Raw genomic sequence first — 22,326 nt, forward strand, 5'->3', positions numbered from 1 at the left:
CCTCAGAGCAGCACCACATCGTATTGTTCCTGCGAGTACATCGACTCGACCTGGAAGCGAATGGTTCGACCGATGAAGGTTTCCAGCTCGGCCACGTTGCCGGATTCTTCGTCGAGCAGGCGGTCGACCACCTTCTGGTTGGCCAATACCCGATAGCCCTCTGCCTGATAGGCGCGGGCTTCACGAAGGATCTCGCGGAAAATTTCGTAACAGATAGTTTCCGGGGTTTTCAGCTTGCCACGCCCCTGGCAGGCGGAGCAGGGTTCGCACAGCACCTGCTCCAGGCTCTCGCGCGTGCGCTTGCGGGTCATCTGTACCAGGCCCAGCTCGGTGATGCCGATGATGTTGGTCTTGGCATGATCACGTTCGAGCTGCTTTTCCAGCGTACGCAGCACCTGGCGTTGATGGTCCTCATCCTCCATGTCGATGAAGTCGATGATGATGATCCCGCCAATGTTGCGCAGGCGCAGTTGCCGGGCGATTGCCGTGGCCGCTTCCAGGTTGGTCTTGAAGATGGTTTCTTCAAGGTTGCGGTGGCCGACGAAGGCGCCGGTGTTCACATCGATGGTAGTCATTGCCTCGGCCGGGTCGACCACAAGATAGCCGCCGGACTTGAGCGGCACCTTGCGATCGAGTGCGCGCTGGATTTCGTCCTCTACACCATACAGGTCGAAAATCGGCCGCTCGCCCGGGTAGTGCTCCAGGCGGTCGGCGATCTCCGGCATCAGTTCGGCAACGAACTGTGTGGTCTTCTGGAAGGTTTCCCGGGAGTCGATGCGGATCTTCTCGATCTTCGGGTTGACCAGATCGCGCAGTGTGCGCAAGGCCAGGCCAAGATCCTCGTAGATGACCGTCGGGGCACCGCAGGTCTGGATCTGGCTGCCAATCTGCTCCCACAGGCGGCGCAGGTAGCGGATGTCCTGCAGGATCTCTTCGGCCCGCGCGCCCTCGGCGGCCGTGCGCAGGATGAAACCGCCGGCGTTCTTGATGTCTTCGCTGTCCATGCAGTCACTGACCACCTGCTTGAGGCGATCACGTTCGGCTTCGTCCTCGATCTTCAGCGAAATGCCGACATGGCTGCTACGCGGCATGTACACCAGGTAACGCGACGGTATCGACAGCTGAGTGGTCAGCCGTGCGCCTTTGCTGCCGATGGGGTCTTTGGTCACCTGCACCACCAGGGCCTGGCCCTCGTGTACCAGTGCGGTGATGGTCTCCACGGCAGAACCTTCGCGCTGGGAAATCTCCGAGGCATGAATGAACGCGGCGCGCTCCAGGCCGATATCGACGAACGCGGCCTGCATGCCGGGCAGCACCCGTACGACTTTGCCCTTGTAGATATTACCGACGATGCCGCGACGCTGGGTGCGCTCGACGTGCACTTCCTGCAGCACCCCGTTTTCCACCACCGCCACACGCGACTCCATCGGGGTGATGTTGATCAGGATCTCTTCACTCATGGCAGGCTCTCGTCAAAGGTCTTCGGTAATCATGGATCGCGGGCGCCGGGCTGGCTACTGCTGCTTTGTTACCTCTGGAGAAAGCGCCGGCACCTGCCAGCAGGCGATACCGAATTGGGCGAGCAGCTCGGCCGTCTCGCTCAGGGGCAGGCCGACCACCGCCGAATAGCTGCCCTGAAGGCCGGTCACGAATACCGCCCCCAAGCCCTGGATGGCATAACCGCCTGCTTTATCCACCGGCTCGCCACTGGCCCAATAGCGCTGTGCTTCTTCCGGGTCGATGGCACGAAAACGCACAGTGCTGGTGACACAGACGCTCAGGCAGCACTGGCCATCGCTCAGTGCCACTGCCGTCAACACCTGATGTTCGCGCCCTGCCAGGTCCGCCAGCATGGCCAAGGCATCTTCACGGTTTTCCGGCTTGCCGAGAATTCGCCCATCGAGCACCACCGCAGTGTCTGCGCCAAGGACTACGGCCGGGCCGGCGAGACTGGCAAGGCCAGCCTCAGCCTTGCTCCTGGCCAGGCGTTCGACATAAGCCACAGCGCTTTCATCTGGCAGCGCGCTTTCATCGATGGGGGCACTGATAACGGTGAACGGCACACCGATCTGGGCCAGCAGTTCACGACGACGGGGCGAGCCTGAGGCCAGGTAAAGTGGTTTCATGCAGACATCTCCCTGTCGGTGACGGCGGTGCCGTCAGTTGATATGCAAACGCCGGCGCAGATCACGCAGGGCGAAGCTGATCCACGGCCAGAGCAAGGCACTGATGACTGCCGACCAGACCAGCGCAAGCGTGGGCAGCCGGTTACCGGTGAGCGCGCTGAGCCACAACTGGACCAATTGGGCGATACCGAAGATCACCAGGATTACCAGGCTCTGCTGCCACATCGGGAACATGCGCAGACGCTGCTGCAGCGACAGCACCAGGAAGGTGATCAGGGTCAGGACCAGGGCGTTCTGCCCGAGCAACGTGCCATACAGCACATCCTCGGCCAGGCCCAGTACGAACGCAGTGGTCATGCCAACCTTGTTCGGGACCATGAGCGTCCAGAACGATACCAGCATCGCCAGCCACATTGGCCGGAACATCTCGAGAAACGGCGGCATGGGCGAGACGCTGAGTAGCAGGCCAATGGCGAAGGTCAGCCAGATGACCCACCCGTGGTTACGGCGCGTTTTGGCCATCATTGCCTCCGAGGCTGGGCAGGTGCCGCAGGCGCTGCGGCAGGGCTGGCGGGGGCTGCACCCGGTGCTGCGGCGGCCGGGGCCGGTACTGCACCGGCTGGGGCGGCGGGCGCGGCCGGGGCAGGCGCTGCCGTTGCAGGCGTGCCGGGGGTGGCCTGTTCGCCATTGGCACCAGGCTCTGCGGGGGCGGCTGCGCCCTTGCGGTCTGCCTCTTCCTGGGCCAGCGCCGCATCGGTGGCGCGCTGCTCCGGCGAACGCCGGTCGCTGAACACCAGCAGCATGTAGCGGCTGCGGTTGAGCGCGGCGGTAGGAATGGCACGAACGATTGCGAACGGCTGGCCGGAGTCATGGATCACTTCGTTGACCGTGGCCACCGGGTAGCCGGCCGGGAAGCGCTGGCCCATGCCGGAGCTCACCAGCAAGTCGCCTTCCTTGATGTCCGCCGTGTCGGCGACATGGCGCAGCTCCAGGCGCTCAGGGTTGCCTGTACCGCTGGCAATCGCGCGCAGGCCGTTACGATTGACCTGTACCGGGATGCTATGGGTGGTATCGGTCAGCAGCAGCACCCGTGAGGTGTAGGGCATCAGCTCGACCACCTGGCCCATCAGGCCGCGGGCGTCGAGTACCGGCTGGCCAAGGAACACCCCATCGCGCTCGCCTTTGTTGATCAGGATACGGTGAGTGAACGGGTTGGGGTCGACGCCGATCAGCTCGGCCACCTCGACCTTCTCGTTGACCAGTGCGGAGGAGTTGAGCAACTCGCGCAGGCGCACGTTCTGCTCGGTGAGGGCCGCCAGCTTCTGCAAGCGCCCCTGCAACAGCAGGGCTTCGGTCTTGAGCTTCTCGTTTTCCGCGATCAGTTCGTTACGGCTGCCGAACTGGCCAGCCACACCTTGCCACATCCGCTGAGGCAAGTCGGTGATCCAGTACGATTCCATCAGAACCAGGCCCATCTGACTACGCACGGGCTTGAGCAGGTCAAAGCGTGCATCGACCACCATCAGCGCGACCGAAAGCACCACTAACACGAGCAGGCGAACGCCCAGCGAAGGGCCCTTGGAGAAAAGCGGTTTAATGGGCCGTTCCTCGTGGACGACTCAGGAGATCATTGGACATGGGACAACGCACCAGCCTGGTTGCGGGTTGACAGAAGCGGCGCCGCCACGGACGCCAGCCCAACGCATACAGGTAGCACTGCGCGCGCCACCTGTAAACCGGGCGCTCGATCACTCGCTGGAGAGCAGGTCCATCGCGTGCTTGTCCATCATCTCCAGGGCGCGACCGCCGCCACGGGCCACGCAGGTCAGCGGGTCCTCGGCAACGATCACCGGCAAGCCGGTTTCCTGGGCCAGCAGCTTGTCGAGGTCACGCAGCAGCGCGCCACCACCGGTCAGCACCAGGCCACGCTCGGCGATGTCAGAGGCCAGCTCCGGCGGAGACTGCTCCAGGGCGCTCTTGACGGCCTGAACGATGGTCGCCAGCGACTCCTGCAGGGCTTCGAGCACTTCATTGGAGTTCAGGGTGAAGGCACGTGGCACGCCTTCGGCCAGGTTGCGGCCGCGCACGTCGACTTCACGCACTTCGCCGCCCGGGTAGGCGGTACCGATTTCCTGCTTGATGCGTTCGGCAGTGGATTCGCCGATCAGGCTGCCGTAGTTGCGGCGCACATAGGTGACGATGGCCTCGTCGAAGCGGTCGCCGCCGACGCGGACAGACTCGGCGTAGACCACGCCATTGAGCGAAATCAGGGCGATTTCAGTGGTACCACCACCGATATCGACGACCATCGAACCACGGGCTTCTTCGACCGGCAGGCCGGCACCGATGGCCGCGGCCATGGGTTCTTCGATCAGAAACACTTCACGGGCACCGGCACCCAGCGCCGACTCGCGAATGGCGCGGCGCTCTACCTGGGTCGACTTGCACGGCACGCAGATCAGCACACGAGGGCTTGGCTGCAGGAAGCTGTTCTCGTGAACCTTGTTGATGAAGTACTGCAACATTTTTTCACAAACGCTGAAGTCGGCAATGACGCCGTCCTTCATCGGACGAATGGCAGCAATGTTGCCGGGCGTACGGCCCAGCATGCGCTTGGCTTCGGTACCGACGGCGACGACGCTTTTCTGGTTGCCGTGGGTACGGATGGCAACTACCGAGGGCTCATTCAGGACGATACCGCGCTCACGCACGTAGATAAGGGTGTTGGCAGTACCCAGGTCGATGGAGAGATCGCTGGAAAACATGCCACGCAGTTTCTTGAACATGGGAAAGGGACCCTGGGGAAAGCGTGGGTAAAAAAGTGCGGCAAACTCTAACAATGGCAGGGATTTTGGGCAAGGAGCCAATATGTTAAATTGGTCGTTTTTCCGAGCACGCCAGCAGATGATCGCGGCCGTATGACCGCCAGAATGCCGACATGTTCCTCATCACGGACCTTATTCCGTTCTTTGTTTCCCCTGGAGATACCCATGGCGCTTGAACGCTGCGACGTGGAAAAGATCGCCCATCTGGCCCGTCTGGGCCTGAATGAAGGCGAACTGCCACGCACTACCGATGCACTGAACAGCATTCTCGGGCTGGTCGACCAGATGCAAGCGGTCGACACCACCGGCATCGAACCCCTGGCCCACCCCCTGGAGGCCAGCCAGCGCCTGCGTCCCGACCAGGTCACCGAAAGCAACCAGCGCGATGCCTACCAAGCCATCGCACCGAAGACCGAAAGCGGTCTGTACCTGGTTCCCAAAGTCATCGAGTAAGGGATAGTGCCTGCCATGCATCAATTGACCCTGGCCGAGATCGCCCGCGGGCTCGCCGACAAGTCGTTTTCTTCCGAAGAGCTGACCGGCGCCCTGCTGGCGCGCATTCAGCAACTCGACCCGCAACTCAACAGTTTCATCAGCGTCACCGAGGAGCTGGCCCTGGGCCAGGCCCGTGCCGCCGACGCCCGTCGCGCCGCCGGTGAGACCGGCGCACTGCTGGGCGCCCCCATCGCCCACAAAGACCTGTTCTGCACCCACGGCGTACGTACCAGCTGCGGCTCGAAGATGCTCGACAACTTCAAAGCGCCGTACGACGCCACCGTGGTCGCCAAGCTGGCCGAGGCCGGCATGGTCACCCTGGGCAAGACCAACATGGACGAATTCGCCATGGGGTCTGCCAACGAATCCAGCCACTACGGCGCGGTGAAGAACCCCTGGAACCTCGAACACGTGCCTGGCGGCTCGTCCGGTGGCTCCGCTGCGGCCGTGGCCGCCCGCCTGCTGCCGGCGACCACCGGCACCGATACCGGTGGCTCGATCCGACAGCCGGCGGCACTGACCAACCTCACAGGCCTCAAGCCGACGTACGGTCGTGTTTCGCGCTGGGGCATGATCGCCTATGCCTCCAGCCTCGACCAGGGTGGCCCGCTGGCCCGCACCGCTGAAGACTGCGCGCTGCTGCTGCAGGGCATGGCCGGTTTCGACGCCAAGGACTCCACCAGCATCGACGAGCCGGTGCCGGACTACAGCGCCAACCTCAATGCCTCGCTGCAAGGCCTGCGCATCGGCCTGCCAAAAGAATACTTCGGCGCCGGCCTCGACCCGCGCATCGCCGAATTGGTACAAGCCAGCGTCAAGGAGCTGGAAAAGCTCGGCGCAGTGGTCAAGGAAATCAGCCTGCCGAACATGCAGCACGCAATCCCTGCGTACTACGTGATCGCGCCGGCCGAAGCCTCTTCCAATCTGTCACGCTTCGACGGCGTGCGCTTCGGCTACCGTTGCGACGCGCCCAAAGACCTGACCGACCTGTACAAGCGCTCCCGTGGCGAAGGCTTCGGTGCCGAAGTCCAGCGCCGCATCATGGTCGGCACCTACGCCCTGTCGGCAGGCTACTACGACGCCTACTACGTCAAGGCGCAGCAGATCCGCCGCCTGATCAAGAACGACTTCATGACCGCCTTCGAAGGCGTCGACCTGATCCTTGGCCCGACCACGCCGAACCCGGCCTGGAAGCTCGGCGCCAAGAGCAGCGACCCGGTCGCGGCATACCTTGAAGACGTCTACACCATCACCGCCAACCTGGCGGGCCTGCCGGGCCTGTCGATGCCAGCCGGCTTCGTCGATGGCCTGCCGGTCGGCGTGCAGCTGCTGGCTCCGTACTTCCAGGAAGGCCGCCTGCTCAATGTCGCGCACCGCTACCAGCAGGTCACCGACTGGCACACCCGCGCCCCCAACGGCTTCTGAGGAATTCACACATGCAATGGGAAGTTGTGATCGGGCTGGAAATCCACACCCAGCTGGCCACCCAGTCGAAGATCTTTTCCGGCAGCGCCACCACCTTCGGCTCCGAGCCGAACACCCAGGCGAGCCTGGTTGACCTTGGCATGCCTGGGGTATTGCCGGTACTGAACCAGGAAGCCGTGCGCATGGCCTGCATGTTCGGCCTGGCGATCGATGCCCAGATCGGCAAGCGCAACGTGTTCGCGCGCAAGAACTACTTCTACCCCGACCTGCCCAAGGGCTACCAGATCAGCCAGATGGACCTGCCGATCGTCGGCAAGGGCCACCTGGACATCGCCCTGGAAGACGGCACCATCAAGCGCATCGGCGTAACCCGCGCGCATCTGGAAGAAGACGCAGGCAAGAGCCTGCACGAAGACTTCAGCGGCTTTACCGGTATCGACCTGAACCGGGCCGGCACGCCGCTGCTGGAAATCGTCTCCGAACCGGACATGCGCAGCGCCAAGGAGGCCGTCGCCTACGTCAAGGCGATCCACGCGCTGGTGCGCTACCTGGGCATCTGCGACGGCAACATGGCGGAAGGTTCGCTGCGCTGCGACTGCAACGTCTCGATCCGGCCCAAGGGCCAGGCCGAGTTCGGCACACGCTGCGAGATCAAGAACGTCAACTCGTTCCGCTTCATCGAGCGTGCGATCAACAGTGAGATCCAGCGCCAGATCGACCTGATCGAAGATGGCGGCAAGGTGGTTCAGGAAACCCGCCTGTACGACCCGAACAAGGACGAGACCCGCTCCATGCGCAGCAAGGAGGAAGCCAACGACTACCGTTACTTCCCCGACCCGGACCTGCTGCCGGTGGTGATCGAGGACAGCTTCCTCGAGACCATCCGTGCCGGCTTGCCGGAGCTGCCACCGCAGAAGGTCGAGCGCTTCCAGAGCCAGTATGGCCTGTCGGCCTACGATGCCAACGTGCTGGCCTCCAGCCGTGAACAGGCAGACTACTTCGAGCAGGTGGTGAAGATTGGCGGTGACGCCAAACTGGCAGCCAACTGGGTCATGGTCGAACTGGGCAGCCTGTTGAACAAGCTGGGCATCGAGATCGACCAGGCACCGGTCAGCGCCGAGCAACTCGGTGGCATGCTGCTGCGTATCCGCGACAACACCATCAGCGGCAAGATCGCCAAGACCGTGTTCGAGGCCATGGCCGCCGGTGAAGGCGATGCCGACAGCATCATCGAGAGCAAAGGGCTGAAACAGGTCACCGACACCGGCGCGATCGACAAGATGCTCGACGAAGTGCTTGCCGCCAACGCCGAGCAGGTCGAACAGTACCGTGCTGCCGACGAAGCCAAGCGCGGCAAGATGTTCGGCTTCTTCGTTGGCCAGGCGATGAAGGCCTCCAAGGGCAAGGCCAACCCGGGGCAAGTGAACCAATTGCTCAAGGCTAAGCTCGAAGGGTGAGCTGAAACCAGCGGCGAGGGCTTTGCCCTCGATCGCCGACAAGCCGGCGCCCACCTGTTCAACGCCGCCCCATGGGACGGCGTCTTGCTGTGGAAGCCGGCTTGCCGGCGACGGGCCGCACAGCGGCCCCACTCGCAGCACCGGAGCTCCTGATTTGCTAAAACGATCCCTCGGCACCCTGGCCCTGTTTTCCCTGTTGGCCGGCTGTGCCAGCCACGACATCGATCCCCGAGGCTACAACCAGACCGGCACCGCCTCCTATTACGGCGCCCGCCACCACGGCAAACGCACCGCCAGCGGCGAAGCCTTCAACCAGCATGGCTTGACCGCCGCGCATCGCAGCCTGCCCTTCGGCAGCCGGGTACTGGTCACCAACCTCGCCAACCAACGCAGCGTGGTGGTCCGCATCAATGACCGCGGCCCGCACACACGCGGCCGGCTCATCGACCTGTCGCGCGCTGCAGCAGAAAAAATCGGCATGATCCGTAGCGGAACGGCGCGCGTGCGGGTACAAGGTCTAAGCGACTGACGCAACGGAGTTACAACCATTTTCGACCTGGCCACCCTCCCCACTTTCAGCCTCCTGCAACTGGGCATAGCACTGCTGTTGCTGGTGGCCGGCGCCGAACTCCTGGTGCGTGCCGCCCTTCGCCTGGCCCAGCGCGTGCACGTACGCCCGCTGATCATCGGCCTGAGCCTGGTGGCATTCGGTAGTACAGCGCCACAGCTGACCGTCAGCCTGCAGGCCGCCTATCAGGGCGCGCCCGATGTCGCCGTCGGCAGCGTGATCGGCAGTAATATCTTCAATGTCCTGGTGATTCTCGGCCTGGCGGCTTTGATCATCCCGCTCCGCGTCTCGCGCCAACTGGTGCGCCTGGACATCCCCCTGATGATCGTCGCCAGCGCACTGGTCTACGCGCTGGCCGCGAACGGCCACCTGGGGCGGGTGGAAGGGTTGGTGCTGCTCTCGGGCCTGTTGGGCTATCTGGTCATGCTCTGGCACCAGTCGCGCCACTATGCCCGCACCTACCCTGCGCCACGTGCACTGGCCAGCAGCGCCGGTCGCTTCTGGACCGGTACGCTGCTGCAAGTGGCGTTCGGCTTCGGCCTGCTCAGCCTGGCCGGCCACTTGCTGCTGGAAGCGGCGGTCGAAGTCGCGACGGACCTCGGTTTGTCTGAACGCATCATCGGCCTGACCGTTGTCGCGGTGTGCACGTCCCTGCCCGAGCTGGCTGCGGCGCTGATTGCCGCTCTGCGAGGAGAACGGGAGATCGCTGTGGGCACGGTGATCGGCAGCAACCTGTTCAACCTGCTGGCAGTGCTCGGCCTGACCGCACTGACCGCACCCGAGCCGCTGACCATATCGCCAAACGCACTGGGCTTCGACCTTCCGGTGATGCTCGGCGTCGCGGCGCTGAGCCTGCCGGTGTTCTACTCCGGGTACCGGATTACCCGCGCCGAAGGGTTGGTATTCCTTTGCCTGTACCTTGCCTACGGGCTGCACGTGGTGGCGTTCACCACGGGCATGCCGCTGGCCGGCCGCCTGGAACGGCTGATGCTGTTCTATGTATTGCCAGTGCTTGGCCTGGTGCTGCTGTACACCACCGTGAGGGCATGGCAGCGACAGCACTAACGGCGGGAAGGTCGTGGCGCGGCAAAGGGCATGTTGCGGGTAGCGCGCCTGGCCACCCACGACAGGCCCCATGACTCAAGCCTGCCGAGCTTTCTTCAAGCGGAACGCCACCCACAGCAGCGCAATCCACCCGGGGATCAGCATCACTGAAATACGGATCGGCGGGGTCAGGTACATCACCACCAGAATCAGCACGATGAATGCCAGGCACAGGTAGTTGGTGAACGGGTGCCCCCAGCTTTGATAGAACGGGGTAATACCTGCCGCCAGCTTGGCCTTGCGGAACTTCAGGTGGGTGATGCTGATGCTCGCCCAGTTGATCACTAGGGCCGACACCGCCAGCGCCATCAGCAGGCCGAATGCCTCACCCGGCATCAGGTAGTTGATCACCACGCACATGCCCGTAGCGAATGCCGACACGCCCAACGCAGTCAATGGCACGCCGCTGCGGCTGACCTTGAGCAACTGACGTGGTGCATCGCCCTGGCTCGCCAGGCCGAACAACATGCGGCTGTTGGCGTACACGCAACTGTTGTAGACCGACAGCGCAGCCGTGAGCACCACGATATTGAGGATGGTCGCCACCAGATCGCTGTCCAGTTCGTGGAAGATCATCACGAACGGGCTGCCACCCTGAACGACCTTCTGCCACGGGTACAGCGACAACAGCACGGCCAGCGCGCCGATGTAGAAAATCAGGATGCGGTAAACCACCTGGTTGGTAGCCTTGGGAATGCTCTGGCGCGGGTTGTCCGCTTCGGCGGCCGTGATACCTACCAGCTCCAGGCCACCAAAGGAGAACATGATCACCGCCAGGGCCATCACCAGCCCGGTGACGCCATTGGGGAAGAACCCACCGTATTGCCACAGGTTGGCCACACTGGCGTCCGGGCCGCCATGACCGCTGCTCAGCAGCCAGGCGCCGAAGCCGATCATGCTGACGATGGCCACTACCTTGACCAGTGCGAACCAGAACTCCATCTCGCCATAGACCTTCACCTGGGTCAGGTTGATGAGGTTGATCACCACGAAGAAGATCGCCGCCGTGGCCCAGGTCGGAAACTCCGGCCACCAGTACTGCACGTAGATGCCCACGGCGGTAAGCTCGGCCATGCCCACGAGCACATAGACCACCCAGTAGTTCCAGCCCGAGACGAAGCCTGCGAACTCACTCCAGTACTGGTGTGCGAAGTGGCTGAAACTGCCGGCGACCGGCTCTTCGACCACCATTTCGCCCAACTGGCGCATGATGAAGAAAGCCATCAGGCCAGCTATGGCATAGCCCAGCAAAACGGAGGGGCCCGCCAGCTGGATGGTCTGGGCGATGCCCAGGAACAACCCGGTACCGATGGCACCCCCCAGCGCGATCAGCTGGATATGGCGATTCTTCAGCCCGCGCTGCAACCGCTCGGGCGTGCTCTGGTCTTGCATGAAGTGTCCTTAAGCTCAGTGAGGCAGTGTTTTTGTGATGTATGCAGTCAAGGATCTAGATCCATCCGCCCCACTGCAAGATGAAAATACCAATATTGGTGGTGATCGCCGCCATTAGCGTAGTAATCACGATGATCGAGGCCGCCAGTTCGTGGTTGCCGTTGGCTGCCCGTGCCATGACATAACTGGCCGCCGCCGTTGGGCTGCCGATGTACAAGAACAGAATGCCCAGCTCGGCCCCGCGAAAACCGCAGAGCCAGGCACCGAGCGTGCCGAACAGCGGCAACCAGAGCATCTTCACCAGGCTGACGTCGATGGCCAGCTTGCCGCTGTCGCGCAGGGCGTTGAGCGACAAGGTGCCACCGATACAGATCAGCGCCAGCGGCAGGGTCATCTGCGCGAGGTAGTCACCCGAGGTGAGCAACCAGTTGGGCAGGGGTACCTGGCCGTAGGCCATGGGCGTGGCCAGCAGCACGCTGATGATCAGCGGGTTGCTGATAATGCTCTTGCAGATGCTCCACGGGTCGGATTTCAGGTCCGGGCTGTATACCGCCAGCACGATGGCTGAAAGTGAGTTGTACAGCAGGATCACCAGGCCGGCGAGCACTGCCCCCAGGGAGATACCGTAGTCCCCGTAAAGGCTCGCGGCCAGGGCCAGGCCGATCACGCCATTGTTGCCGCGGAACGCCCCCTGGGTGTAGATGCCGCGGTCGGCCAGCGGGCTGCGCCAGATGGCCAAGCCCCAGGCCAAGGCGAAACCGACCAGGGTGGCAGCGACGAAATAGAGGATGACCCCCGGTTTGACCGCCGCTGCCAGGTCGGCATGGTAGATGCCGAGGAACAGCAACGCAGGCATGCAGACGTTGAACACCAGTTGCGAGGCAACACGGTTGAAATTGTCGTCGATCAGGTGAATGCGTTTGAGCAGCACGCCCAGGAACAGCATGGCGAAGACGGGCGCCGTGATGTTCAGCGTCTGGATAAGAAGGGCGAGCATGCGCTAGCGATCCTGAGGAGGTTGCCGTTAGGGGGCTAATGATACGCCAACAGGCCAGGAGTTGCGGGGATCAGCTGCAATATAAAGAAATTTCTGCAAGGCCCTATCGCCGGCAAGCCGGCCCACACCATGGACTGCCCCCAGGAAGTTGAACACCAATTCACTAGCTTGGGGCAGCCCACTATGTCAAAGCCTGCGCCGCACCTGTGGGAGCCGGCTTGCCGGCGATAGGGCCGGCACTGCCAGAAATAAGCTCAGCGCCGCACAGGCCGCTTCTGCAGTTTGCGCTGCAATGTGCGCCGGTGCATGCCCAGCGCCCGCGCGGTCGCGGAAATATTGCCCTCGTGCTCGCTGAGCACGCGCTGGATGTGCTCCCACTGCAGGCGGTCCACCGACATGGGGTTTTCCGGCACCAACGTGTCCAGGTCCGTATGCTCCGAGAGCAGTGCGGCCAACACATCATCGGCATCGGCGGGTTTGCACAGGTAGTTGCATGCCCCGCGCTTGACCGCCTCGACCGCCGTGGCAATGCTCGAATAGCCGGTGAGGATCACCACGCGCATTTCAGGGTCCAGTTCCAGCAGCTTTGGCAGCAGTACCAGGCCGGAGTCGCCTTCCATCTTCAAGTCCAGCGTGGCGTAGTCCGGCAGGTCGTTCTGCGCCAGGGCCAGGCCTTCCTCGGCGGAGCCGGCAGTGCTCACACGGAAACCGCGACGGCTCATGGCACGGGCCATGACCCGCGTGAAGGTGGCATCGTCATCCACCAGCAGCAGGTGCGGCAGCTCTTCGCTTTCGACCTGGTTTTCTTCGCTCATCATTCATCTCCTCGCTTGCCACGGGGCAGGCGCAGTTCGGTCAGGGTGCCACCCTGCTCATGACTATAGAGTTTCACCGAACCACCCGCACGGGTCACGCTGGCTTTGCTCAAGAACAGGCCCAGGCCGAAGCCTTTGCCTTTGGTGGTAATGAAGGGTTTGCCGATCGCTTCGGCAATGGCCGGCGGCACGCCGGGGCCATGGTCGCGGATGCTGATGACGATATCCTGGGCGTCCCAGTCCAGGCGCACCTCCAGATCGTCAGGGCACGCATCGGCGGCATTGTTCAACAAGTTCAGCAGTGCCTGGGTCAGGTCCGGTGGCGGGGTCAGGCGCGGTACCTGGCCATCGCGCAGACGCTGGAAGCGGTAGCTGGCTTCGGGGCGCATCAGGTGCCAACGGTTCAGCGCCTCATCCAGCCATTCGGTCACGTCCTGCTCCACCACCGCAAGGCGGCGGTTGGCTTCGGCGGCACGCACCAGCTGCTGCAGGGTTTCCTTGCACAGCTTGACCTGGTCCTGAAGGATCTGCAGGTCCTCCTGCAACAATGGGTCGGCGTGGTCCTGGCGCATTTCGTTGAGCAACACGCTCATGGTCGCAAGCGGCGTGCCCAGCTCGTGGGCCGCACCGGCGGCCTGGGTGGCCACGGCCAACAGTTGTTCGTCGCGCAGGCTTTCTTCGCGCCGTTCAGAGCGCAGTTTTTCCTGGCGGCGCAGCTCTTCGGCCATGCGCGCGGCAAAGAAGGTGATCACTGCAGCCGCCAGCGCGATGCTCAACCACATGCCGTAGACCTGCATCTTGTCCCGCGCCATCGGCAGCCCCTCGAGCGGGTAGAACTGGACCAGCAACAGGCTGTAGGCGGTCAGGGCGATACCCGAAAGAATCAGCGAGTAGAGCCAGGGCAAGGTCACGGCGGCGATGGCCAGCGGCACCAGGTAATAGGAAACGAAAGGGTTGGTCGAGCCGCCCGAGTAATACAGCAGCGCGCTGTGGATCAGCAGGTCGCAGGCCAGCTGCAGCGCGTATTCCAGTTCGGTGACCGGCAGCGACAGGCGCAAGCGCAAGGCGGTGAAGGCGCACAGCAGGGACGACAGGGCCAGGGTCGCAGCCAGGGAAAACCACGGCAGCGGCAGCAGTTCGGTCCAGTAGGCGACGCCCACCGAGCCTGCCTGAGCGGCCAGGACCAGAACGCGAATGACAGTCAGACGCCAGAGGTTCTGGCGGGTAGCGGACAGCGGTTGTGCGGCGGCGAGCATGAGCTCTCCTGATGAGTGCTCCAGGACAATCGGCTGGAGTATACCGAAGCCAGGCGCCGAGCTGCAGCGATGCGGCAAAGCGCCACAGTTTGTCACAGGTTCATGATGGCACTTTTGAACCCACTACACTGATCCCGGTCTCATGGGCCATGCGTGGGATGGATGGCCAGAACCCACGCCTTTCATTGCCAAGGAGTATCACATGCCTAACCCTCGTCGCGGCGCTGCCCTGATCCTTTCCTGCGGCCTGCTTGCCAGCCTGCCGGCGCTGGCGGCTGATGAGCCGCGCTACAACCAGGTATCGCTGCGTGCCGAAGTCAGCAAGGAAGTGCCGCGCGACCTGATGGTCGTGACCCTTTATAGCGAAGCGCAAAACACCGACCCGGGCAAGCTTGCCAAACAGATCACCGAAACCATGAACAAGGCCGTGCAGCAGGCCCGCCAGGTCAAGGACGTGAAGATCAGCCAGGGCAGCCGTAACAGCTACCCGGTCTATGACAGCAAGGGGCAGAAGATCACCGGCTGGCGCGAGCGTGCCGAAGTGCGCCTGGAAAGCGCCGACTTCCCGGCCCTCTCTCAGCTCAGCGCCGACCTGCTGCAGGACCTGAAGATGGGCGGCATGGACTTCTCTATCGCCCCAGCCACGCGCAAGGCCAGCGAAGACGCCTTGCTCAAGGATGCGGTCAACGCCTTCAAGGCGCGCGCGCAACTGGCGACCGAAGCCTTGGGTGGCAAGGGCTATAAGGTGGTCAGCCTGAACCTCAACAGCAGTGGCTACCCACGCCCCTATCTGCGCAGTGCGCCGATGGCCATGAAAGCCATGGGTGCCGACGAAGCAGCACCGGCGCCGGATATCGAGGCAGGTACCAGCGAAGTCAGCATGAACGCTGACGGCCTGATCGAAGTGCAGATGCCTTGATCAACGCTGGCGATTCACGGGGCGCTTAGCGCCCCAGCAGCACCAGTAAAGGTATTTCCTACGCACTGAAATAGTGCTTCCTACAAATTCCCTCCCGCGAAACATCCTGCAAAAAGCCATCATTTCGCCCTCGCAAACGTTCAACTTCATCGAAAGTTATACAAATGCGACATCCATGTACGCTCGTACTACTTTTCTGACGCCAACTATCCTTAGCAGTGTTGCATTGGGAACACACCCTGCATAAGTATCCGCAGGTCGGCTCACGAGGCCACCTCGAACCAGAAAAATGACAACAATGAGGCCACCATGCTCAAACACGCAGTCATTCCGTTCCTGCTCGGCGCAGGCTTGCTGACCGGCGCTCCGCTCGCCCACGCCGCGTCCAACCTGGTGTTCTGCTCCGAAGGCAGCCCCGCCGGCTTCGACCCGGGGCAATACACCACCGGAACCGACTTCGACGCCTCGGCCGAGACCGTGTTCAACCGCCTGACCCAGTTCGAACGTGGCGGTACCGCTGTCATCCCGGGCCTGGCAACCAAATGGGAAGTGTCCGACGACGGCAAGACCTACACCTTCCACCTGCGCGAAGGGGTCAAATTCCACACCACCGACTACTTCAAGCCAAGCCGCGAATTCAACGCAGACGACGTGCTGTTCACCTTCAACCGCATGCTCGACAAGAACCACCCCTTCCGTAAGGCCTACCCCACTGAATTCCCCTACTTCACCGACATGGGCATGGACAACAACATCGCCAAGGTGGAGAAACTCGATGAACACACCGTCAAGTTCACCCTCAACCAGGTGGACGCAGCGTTCATCCAGAACCTGGCCATGAGCTTTGCCTCCGTGCAGTCGGCCGAGTACGCCGACCAGTTGCTCAAAGAAGGCAAGGCTGCAGACATCAACCAGAAACCGATCGGCACCGGCCCCTTCGTGTTCAGCAAGTACCAGAAAGACGCCCAGATCCGCTTCAAGGGCAACAAGGACTACTGGAAGCCAGAAGATGTGAAGATCGACAACCTGATCTTCGCCATCACCACCGACGCCTCGGTGCGCATGCAGAAGCTGAAGAAGAACGAGTGCCAGGTGACCTTGTTCCCGCGCCCTGCCGATATCGAGCCGCTCAAGGCCAACGATAAGCTGCAGATGCCGCACCAGGCCGGGTTCAACCTGGGGTACATCGCCTACAACGTGATGGACAAGCTCAAGGGCAGTGACCAACCCAACCCGCTGGCTCAACTGAAGGTGCGCCAGGCACTGGACATGGCCGTCGACAAGCAGAAGATCATCGAGTCGGTGTACCAGGGCGCCGGTCAGCTCGCCGTCAATGCCATGCCGCCGACCCAGTGGTCCTACGACGACAGCATCAAAGACGTACCGTACGACCCGGAAAAGGCCAAGCAACTGCTCAAGGAAGCCGGGATCAAGGAAGGTACCGAAATCAGCCTGTGGGCCATGCCGGTGCAGCGCCCGTACAACCCCAACGCCAAGCTGATGGCCGAGATGCTGCAGGCTGACTGGAGCAAGGTCGGCATCAAGGCGAAAATCGTCAGTTACGAATGGGGCGAGTACATCAAGCGCTCCAAAGGCGGCGAACAAGGCGCCATGCTGATCGGCTGGAGCGGCGACAACGGTGACCCGGACAACTGGCTAGGCACCCTGTATGGCTGCGATGCGGTCGACGGCAACAACTTCTCCAAGTGGTGCTACAAGCCCTACGACGACCTGATCAAGCAGGCCAAGGCCACGCCTGACCAGGCCAAGCGCACCGAGCTGTATCAGAAAGCGCAACATATCCTCAAAGAGCAGGTGCCGATCACGCCGATCGCCCACTCCACGGTCTACCAGCCGATGAGTGCCAAGGTTAAGGACTTCAAGATCAGCCCGTTCGCACTGAACTCCTTCTACGGCGTCAGCGTGGAGAAATAGCGCCGGGCACTCGCAGCACCCTCGCCCACTTCTACTGTTCACACTCACCCCGGCGCTACCCGCGCCGGGGTTGGGGGCCTGTTGCCGCATTTCGTATCCCGAAGCGGCAAAAACAGACGGAAAAAAGGATTTGCCATGCGCCATACCTCACTGGTTTCCACACTGCTCGCCTTGGGCCTGCTAAGCCAGGCGCCGGCCCTTCAGGCCGCTAACCTGGTGTTCTGCTCCGAGGGCAGCCCGGCTGGGTTCGACACCGCTCAATACACCACTGCCACCGACAACGATGCGGCAGAACCGATCTACAACCGCCTGGTGGAATTCGAACGCGGCGGTACCGCTGTGCACCCCGCTTTGGCAACGAAGTGGGAAGTATCCGATGACGGCCTGCGCTACACCTTCCACCTGCGCGAAGGGGTGAAATTCCACGCCAACAAGGCATTCACACCCAGCCGCGACTTCAACGCCGATGACGTGCTGTTCACCTTCAACCGCATGCTCGACCGCGAGCACCCGTTCCGCCAGGCCTACCCCACCGAGTTCCCCTACTTCGTCAGCATGGGCCTGGACAAGAACATCGCCGGCATCGAAAAGACCGGCCCGATGACCGTGGTGTTCACCCTGAACAAGGTCGATGCCGCTTTCGTGCAGAACCTGGCGATGAGCTTCGCGTCGGTGCTGTCGGCTGAATATGCCGAGTATCTTTTGGCGAGCGGGCGCCCCAGCGACATCAACCAGCAGCCCATCGGCACCGGCCCATTCGTGTTCCAGCGTTACCAGAAGGATTCGCAGATCCGTTTCAAAGGCAACAAGCACTACTGGGCACCGGATGAGGTGAAGCTCGACAACCTGGTGTTTTCGATCAACACCGACCCCTCGGTGCGCATCCAGAAGCTGCGCCGCGGCGAATGCCAGGTCACCCTGCACCCACGCCCGGCCGACCTGCCAGCACTCAAGCACGACAGCAAGCTGCAGGTGCTGCAACAACCAGGTTTCAACCTCGGCTATATCGCTTACAACACCCAGCACCCACCGTTCGATCGCCTGGAGGTACGCCAGGCCCTGGACATGGCAGTGAACAAGCAAGAGATCCTGCAAGCGGTGTATCAGGAGTCCGGCCAACGCGCAGTCAACGCCATGCCACCGACCCAATGGTCTTACGACGACAGCGTCAAGGACGCCCCCTACGACCCTGAAAAAGCCCGCCAGTTGCTCAAGCAGGCGGGGGTCAAGGAAGGCACCGAAGTCACCCTGTGGGCCATGCCTGTGCAGCGCCCGTACAACCCCAACGCCAAGCTCATGGCCGAGATGCTTCAGGCCGACTGGAGCAAGCTCGGCTTGAAGGTGCGCATCGTCAGTTATGAATGGGGCGAATACATCAAGCGCATGAAAAGCGGCGAGCACGACATCGCCCTGATCGGCTGGACCGGAGACAACGGCGACCCGGATAACTGGCTGGGCACCCTCTACAGCTGCGATGCCATCGGCAGCAACAACTACTCGCAGTGGTGCGACCCGCAGTACGACAGCCTGGTCAGGCAGGCCAAGCAGGTAACCGACCGTGAGCAGCGCACGGTGCTGTACCAGCAAGCCCAGCAACGCCTCAAACAGCAGGTGCCGATCACCCCGGTGGCGCACTCCACCGTGAACCAGCCGCTCAGCGTCAAGGTGGCCGGGTTCAAGGTGAGCCCCTTTGGCCGCAACGACTTTTCCGGAGTGAGCGTCGATTGAACGCTAGCCCGTAACGGCCCGTTGGCCGGCAAGTCGGCTCCCACACACATTGCACCAGGCCGGGGATCTCTAGCGATCCCCGTGGGATCCGGCTTGCCGGCCAACGGGCCAGCACTGGCCACACAGCTCCACCCGATTGGCCCGGCAACCCCGGGCAACCCAGGCAACACCGTAACAACCCGGCCCACAAGGCCAGGCAATAACTAAAAGAACAGAAAGGGAGCTTTCAACTTGAGACTATTCACGCTTACCGCACTGGCGTTATCCATCGCCACCTTCAGCGCCGTGGCCCAGGCCGACACCCAAAGCCAGGACTACGTACCGTTCAGCCTCAAAGGCACCAGCGAACAGGATGACGCCAAAGGTTTCATCGACGGCCAGAGCCTGTCCGGCAGTACCCGCAACTGGTACGCCCGCGAACGCGCCACCCGCGCGCCGTTGTTCAAGTACTACAAAAGCGACGGCACACGCCATGACAGCCACAGCCGCGACAACTGGCTGCAGGGCACCATCCTCAACTACAGCTCGGGCTTCACCCAAGGCACCGTAGGCTTTGCCGTGGAAGCAGCCGGCTACAACGCCATCGCCCTGGAGCAAGGCCGTGCCGCAGTCGCCGGGCCGAACAACCGTACCCTGACCCATAGCGATGGCGACCCCATCGGGCAGTGGAGCAAGATGGGCCTGGCCAACGTCAAGGCCCGGGTGTCCAACACCACCCTCACCGTCGGCCGCCAGTCGGTGGACACGCCCATGATCGCTTACATCGGCAACCGCGCCCTGCCCTCAAGCTTCCAGGGCGCATTCCTGCACAGTGCCGAGTTCGACAACCTGTCATTCGACCTGGGCACCTTCGACCGCGTCTCGCCGCGTACCGAACAGAGCCTGAGCAAGTTCCGCAGCGAGTATGGCGCCGCTGGCGTGGAAACCGACCGTGCCAGTACCGCGGGGGTCAACTACCAGCCGCTCAAGAGCCTGACCACCAGCCTGTACGCCACCAAGGTCGACGACTTCTGGAACCAGTACTACTTCGGCGCCAGCCACGTGCTGGGCGATAGCGCGGTGCTGAGCCTGACCACCGGCCTGAACTACTACAAGACCGTGGACGCAGGCAGCCAGAAGATGGGCGATATCGACAACGACACCTACAGCCTGTCGTTCGGCCTGACCCACCAGGCCCACACCCTCAGCGCTTCGTGGCAGCAGGTCAACGGTAACGAGTACTTCGACTACCTGCACGAAACCAACGGCATTTATCTGGCCAACTCCCTGCTCTCGGACTTCAACGGCCCGAACGAGAAATCCCTGCAGATTTCCTACGTGCTGAACATGGCGCCGTACGGCGTGCCGGGCCTGAAGTTCAACCTGTACAACGCCCGCGGCTGGGGCATCGATGGCAGCCACTACCGCGGCACGGCCTATGACGTGAACGGCCTGGATGGCGAAACCCACTATGAGTGGGGTATCGGCACCAGCTACGCGGTGCAGAGCGGGCCGCTGAAAGACACCAGCATCCGCGCTACCTACACGGCGCATCGCGCCAGCAAGGCACAGGCCGATGGCAGCCTGGACGAGTTGCGCGTGGTGACCACCATTCCGTTCAACATTCTCTGACCACGTGCGCCCAGGCCCGCTTCAGCGCGGGCCCGGGCGGCTACGCTGGAATCATTGCAAGCAAGGAGGACACATGACATCGCTACCGCTCCGCGCTGCCCTGGCAGCAGTCATCCTGGGCGCCGCCAGCAACCTGGCGGCCAAGCCGCTGGTGGTGTGCACCGAAGCCAGCCCGGAAGGCTTCGACATCGTTCAATACACCGCGGCGGTCACTGCCGATGCCTCGGCTGAGACGGTGTTCAACCGCCTGGTCGACTTCAAGCCAGGCACCACCGACATCCAGCCAGCCCTGGCCGAACGCTGGGACGTCTCGGCCGATGGCCTGACCTACACCTTCCACCTGCGCCAAGGGGTGAAGTTCCACACCACCGACTACTTCAAGCCTACCCGCGATTTCAATGCCGACGACGTGCTGTGGAGCCTGCGCCGTCAGCTCGACCCCAACCACCCGTGGCACGCCAAGACCAGCGTCGGCTACCCGTATTTCGAGAGCATGGCCTTCAAGGACCTGCTCAAATCGGTGGACAAGACCGACGACCACACCGTGGTCATCACCCTGACCCGCCCGCAAGCACCGTTCCTGCGTGACATGGCCATGGCCTTCACCTCGATCTACTCCGCCGAATACGGCGACCAGTTGCTCAAGGCCGGCAAGACCGGCGACCTCAACAGCAAGCCGGTTGGCACAGGCGCGTTCATCTTCCAGCGCTACAACAAGGACGCCCAGGTGCGCTTCAAGGCCAACCCGGACTACTTCCGCGGCAAACCGCCGGCCGACACGCTGATCTTCGCCATCGCCACCGACAACAACGTGCGCCTGCAGAAGCTGCGCGCCAACGAATGCCAGGTGGCCCTGTACCCGAAGCCGGACGACGTGCCATCGATCAAGGCGGACCCCGCGCTGAAGGTCGCCGAGATCGAGGCCCTGGTCACCGGCTACATCGCCATGAACACCGAGCACAAATACCTCAGCGACGTGCGCGTGCGCAAAGCCATCAACATGGCCTTCGACCGCCAGACCCACGTCGACCAGCTGTTCGGCAAGGGCAATGCGCTGGTGGGCGTAAACCCTTACCCGCCGACCATGATCGGCTACAACAATGACAACCAGAACCCACCCCGTGACCTGGCCAAGGCCCGTGAGTTGCTGCAGCAAGCCGGCGTGCCGCAAGGCACGGTCATCACCCTGTTCACCCGCAACGGCGGCGGCCCGACCAACCCCAACCCGCGGTTGTCGGCGGAAATGCTCCAGTCCGACCTCGCCAAAATCGGCCTGAAGCTGGACATCCGTGTGATGGAGTGGGCCGAGATGCTGCGCCGTGCGAAAAACGGCGAGGCCGACCTGGTCTCCACTGGCTGGGCCGGCGACAACGGCGACCCGGACAATTTCCTCAGCCCCCTGCTCAGCTGCGAGGCTGCCAAAAGTGGCGAGAACTACGCCCGCTGGTGCAACTCGAAGTTTCAGGACCTGATCACCCGTGCCCGTGAGGTGATCGACAATGACGAGCGTGCCAGGCTCTATGCCGAGGCATTGAAGGTGTACGATGACGATCAGCCCTGGATCAGCATGGCGCACCCGAAGATGTTCACTGCCATGCGTGACAACGTGGAGGGTTATGTGATCAACCCTCTGACCAACAACAACTTCGCCACCACCAAGGTGAAGTAGAACA

The 22,326-nt window shown here is 62.6% G+C and carries 19 protein-coding genes; 10 read left to right on the forward strand and 9 right to left on the reverse strand.

Features of this window, described 5'->3' with window-relative positions; genetic code table 11:
* Positions 1-2: 2 nt before the first annotated feature.
* The 5 genes from rng to mreB all read right to left on the reverse strand — a co-directional run bounded on the left by rng (position 3) and on the right by mreB (position 4,912).
* A complete protein-coding gene (rng, locus tag ACIPZH_RS05140) occupies positions 3-1,460 on the reverse strand; it encodes a ribonuclease G (protein WP_241804226.1) in 1,458 nt (485 codons plus the stop codon).
* A 54-nt stretch (positions 1,461-1,514) separates the two neighbouring features.
* Positions 1,515-2,126, reverse strand: a complete 612-nt coding sequence (locus ACIPZH_RS05145) for a Maf family protein (RefSeq protein ID WP_400626116.1) — start codon at positions 2,124-2,126, stop codon at positions 1,515-1,517.
* 33 nt (positions 2,127-2,159) lie between these two features.
* Positions 2,160-2,648: a rod shape-determining protein MreD gene (gene mreD / locus ACIPZH_RS05150; RefSeq protein WP_267818528.1), complete on the reverse strand. Its 489-nt coding sequence runs from the start codon at positions 2,646-2,648 to the stop codon at positions 2,160-2,162.
* Positions 2,648-3,676, reverse strand: a complete 1,029-nt coding sequence (mreC, locus tag ACIPZH_RS05155; RefSeq protein ID WP_400635414.1) for a rod shape-determining protein MreC — start codon at positions 3,674-3,676, stop codon at positions 2,648-2,650. The genes mreD and mreC overlap by 1 nt, the downstream gene beginning before the upstream one ends.
* Before the next feature lie 198 nt (positions 3,677-3,874).
* On the reverse strand, positions 3,875-4,912 hold the full coding sequence (gene mreB, locus ACIPZH_RS05160; protein ID WP_003255163.1) for a rod shape-determining protein MreB: 1,038 nt from the start codon (positions 4,910-4,912) through the stop codon (positions 3,875-3,877).
* Between the two features lie 204 nt (positions 4,913-5,116).
* Here mreB and gatC point away from each other — a divergent pair, with 204 nt between their 5' ends.
* From gatC to ACIPZH_RS05185, 5 genes are all read left to right on the forward strand, one after another.
* Positions 5,117-5,404, forward strand: coding sequence for an Asp-tRNA(Asn)/Glu-tRNA(Gln) amidotransferase subunit GatC (gene gatC / locus ACIPZH_RS05165; RefSeq protein WP_241804222.1), 288 nt, complete (start codon positions 5,117-5,119; stop codon positions 5,402-5,404).
* Between the two features lie 15 nt (positions 5,405-5,419).
* Positions 5,420-6,871: an Asp-tRNA(Asn)/Glu-tRNA(Gln) amidotransferase subunit GatA gene (gene gatA, locus ACIPZH_RS05170; RefSeq protein WP_241804221.1), complete on the forward strand. Its 1,452-nt coding sequence runs from the start codon at positions 5,420-5,422 to the stop codon at positions 6,869-6,871.
* 11 nt (positions 6,872-6,882) lie between these two features.
* Positions 6,883-8,328, forward strand: a complete 1,446-nt coding sequence (gatB, locus tag ACIPZH_RS05175) for an Asp-tRNA(Asn)/Glu-tRNA(Gln) amidotransferase subunit GatB (protein WP_241804220.1) — start codon at positions 6,883-6,885, stop codon at positions 8,326-8,328.
* Between the two features lie 154 nt (positions 8,329-8,482).
* Positions 8,483-8,857 (forward strand): septal ring lytic transglycosylase RlpA family protein, encoded by a 375-nt coding sequence (locus ACIPZH_RS05180; RefSeq protein ID WP_241804219.1) that lies wholly within the window; start codon positions 8,483-8,485, stop codon positions 8,855-8,857.
* 60 nt (positions 8,858-8,917) lie between these two features.
* Entirely contained in the window at positions 8,918-9,961 is a 1,044-nt protein-coding gene (locus ACIPZH_RS05185; protein WP_400635615.1) for a calcium/sodium antiporter, read from the forward strand.
* 75 nt (positions 9,962-10,036) lie between these two features.
* Here the strand turns inward: ACIPZH_RS05185 and ACIPZH_RS05190 are convergent, their stop codons facing one another.
* From ACIPZH_RS05190 to ACIPZH_RS05205, 4 genes are all read right to left on the reverse strand, one after another.
* Positions 10,037-11,392, reverse strand: coding sequence for an amino acid permease (locus tag ACIPZH_RS05190; RefSeq protein WP_241804218.1), 1,356 nt, complete (start codon positions 11,390-11,392; stop codon positions 10,037-10,039).
* Positions 11,393-11,447: 55 nt separating this feature from the next.
* On the reverse strand, positions 11,448-12,389 hold the full coding sequence (locus ACIPZH_RS05195; protein WP_241804217.1) for an AEC family transporter: 942 nt from the start codon (positions 12,387-12,389) through the stop codon (positions 11,448-11,450).
* Positions 12,390-12,643: 254 nt separating this feature from the next.
* Entirely contained in the window at positions 12,644-13,204 is a 561-nt protein-coding gene (locus tag ACIPZH_RS05200; RefSeq protein ID WP_241804216.1) for a response regulator transcription factor, read from the reverse strand.
* Positions 13,204-14,460, reverse strand: a complete 1,257-nt coding sequence (locus ACIPZH_RS05205; protein ID WP_241804215.1) for an ATP-binding protein — start codon at positions 14,458-14,460, stop codon at positions 13,204-13,206. The genes ACIPZH_RS05200 and ACIPZH_RS05205 overlap by 1 nt, the downstream gene beginning before the upstream one ends.
* 202 nt (positions 14,461-14,662) lie before the next feature.
* Between ACIPZH_RS05205 and ACIPZH_RS05210 the strand changes: the two genes are divergently transcribed.
* The 5 genes from ACIPZH_RS05210 (at position 14,663) to ACIPZH_RS05230 (ending at position 22,322) form a co-directional block, all read left to right on the forward strand.
* Positions 14,663-15,379 (forward strand): SIMPL domain-containing protein, encoded by a 717-nt coding sequence (locus tag ACIPZH_RS05210; RefSeq protein ID WP_241804214.1) that lies wholly within the window; start codon positions 14,663-14,665, stop codon positions 15,377-15,379.
* A 309-nt stretch (positions 15,380-15,688) separates the two neighbouring features.
* Complete coding sequence (locus ACIPZH_RS05215; protein ID WP_267818539.1) at positions 15,689-17,314, forward strand: ABC transporter substrate-binding protein; 1,626 nt, start codon at positions 15,689-15,691, stop codon at positions 17,312-17,314.
* A gap of 135 nt (positions 17,315-17,449) precedes the next feature.
* Positions 17,450-19,042, forward strand: coding sequence for an ABC transporter substrate-binding protein (locus ACIPZH_RS05220; protein WP_241804212.1), 1,593 nt, complete (start codon positions 17,450-17,452; stop codon positions 19,040-19,042).
* A 231-nt stretch (positions 19,043-19,273) separates the two neighbouring features.
* A complete protein-coding gene (locus tag ACIPZH_RS05225) occupies positions 19,274-20,653 on the forward strand; it encodes an OprD family porin (RefSeq protein ID WP_400635416.1) in 1,380 nt (459 codons plus the stop codon).
* A 73-nt stretch (positions 20,654-20,726) separates the two neighbouring features.
* Positions 20,727-22,322, forward strand: a complete 1,596-nt coding sequence (locus ACIPZH_RS05230; RefSeq protein WP_400635418.1) for an ABC transporter substrate-binding protein — start codon at positions 20,727-20,729, stop codon at positions 22,320-22,322.
* Positions 22,323-22,326 lie beyond the last annotated feature (4 nt).

It is taken from the genome of Pseudomonas sp. NPDC089758 (assembly GCF_044748705.1).
Taxonomy (GTDB): Bacteria; Pseudomonadota; Gammaproteobacteria; order Pseudomonadales; family Pseudomonadaceae; genus Aquipseudomonas; species Aquipseudomonas putida_X.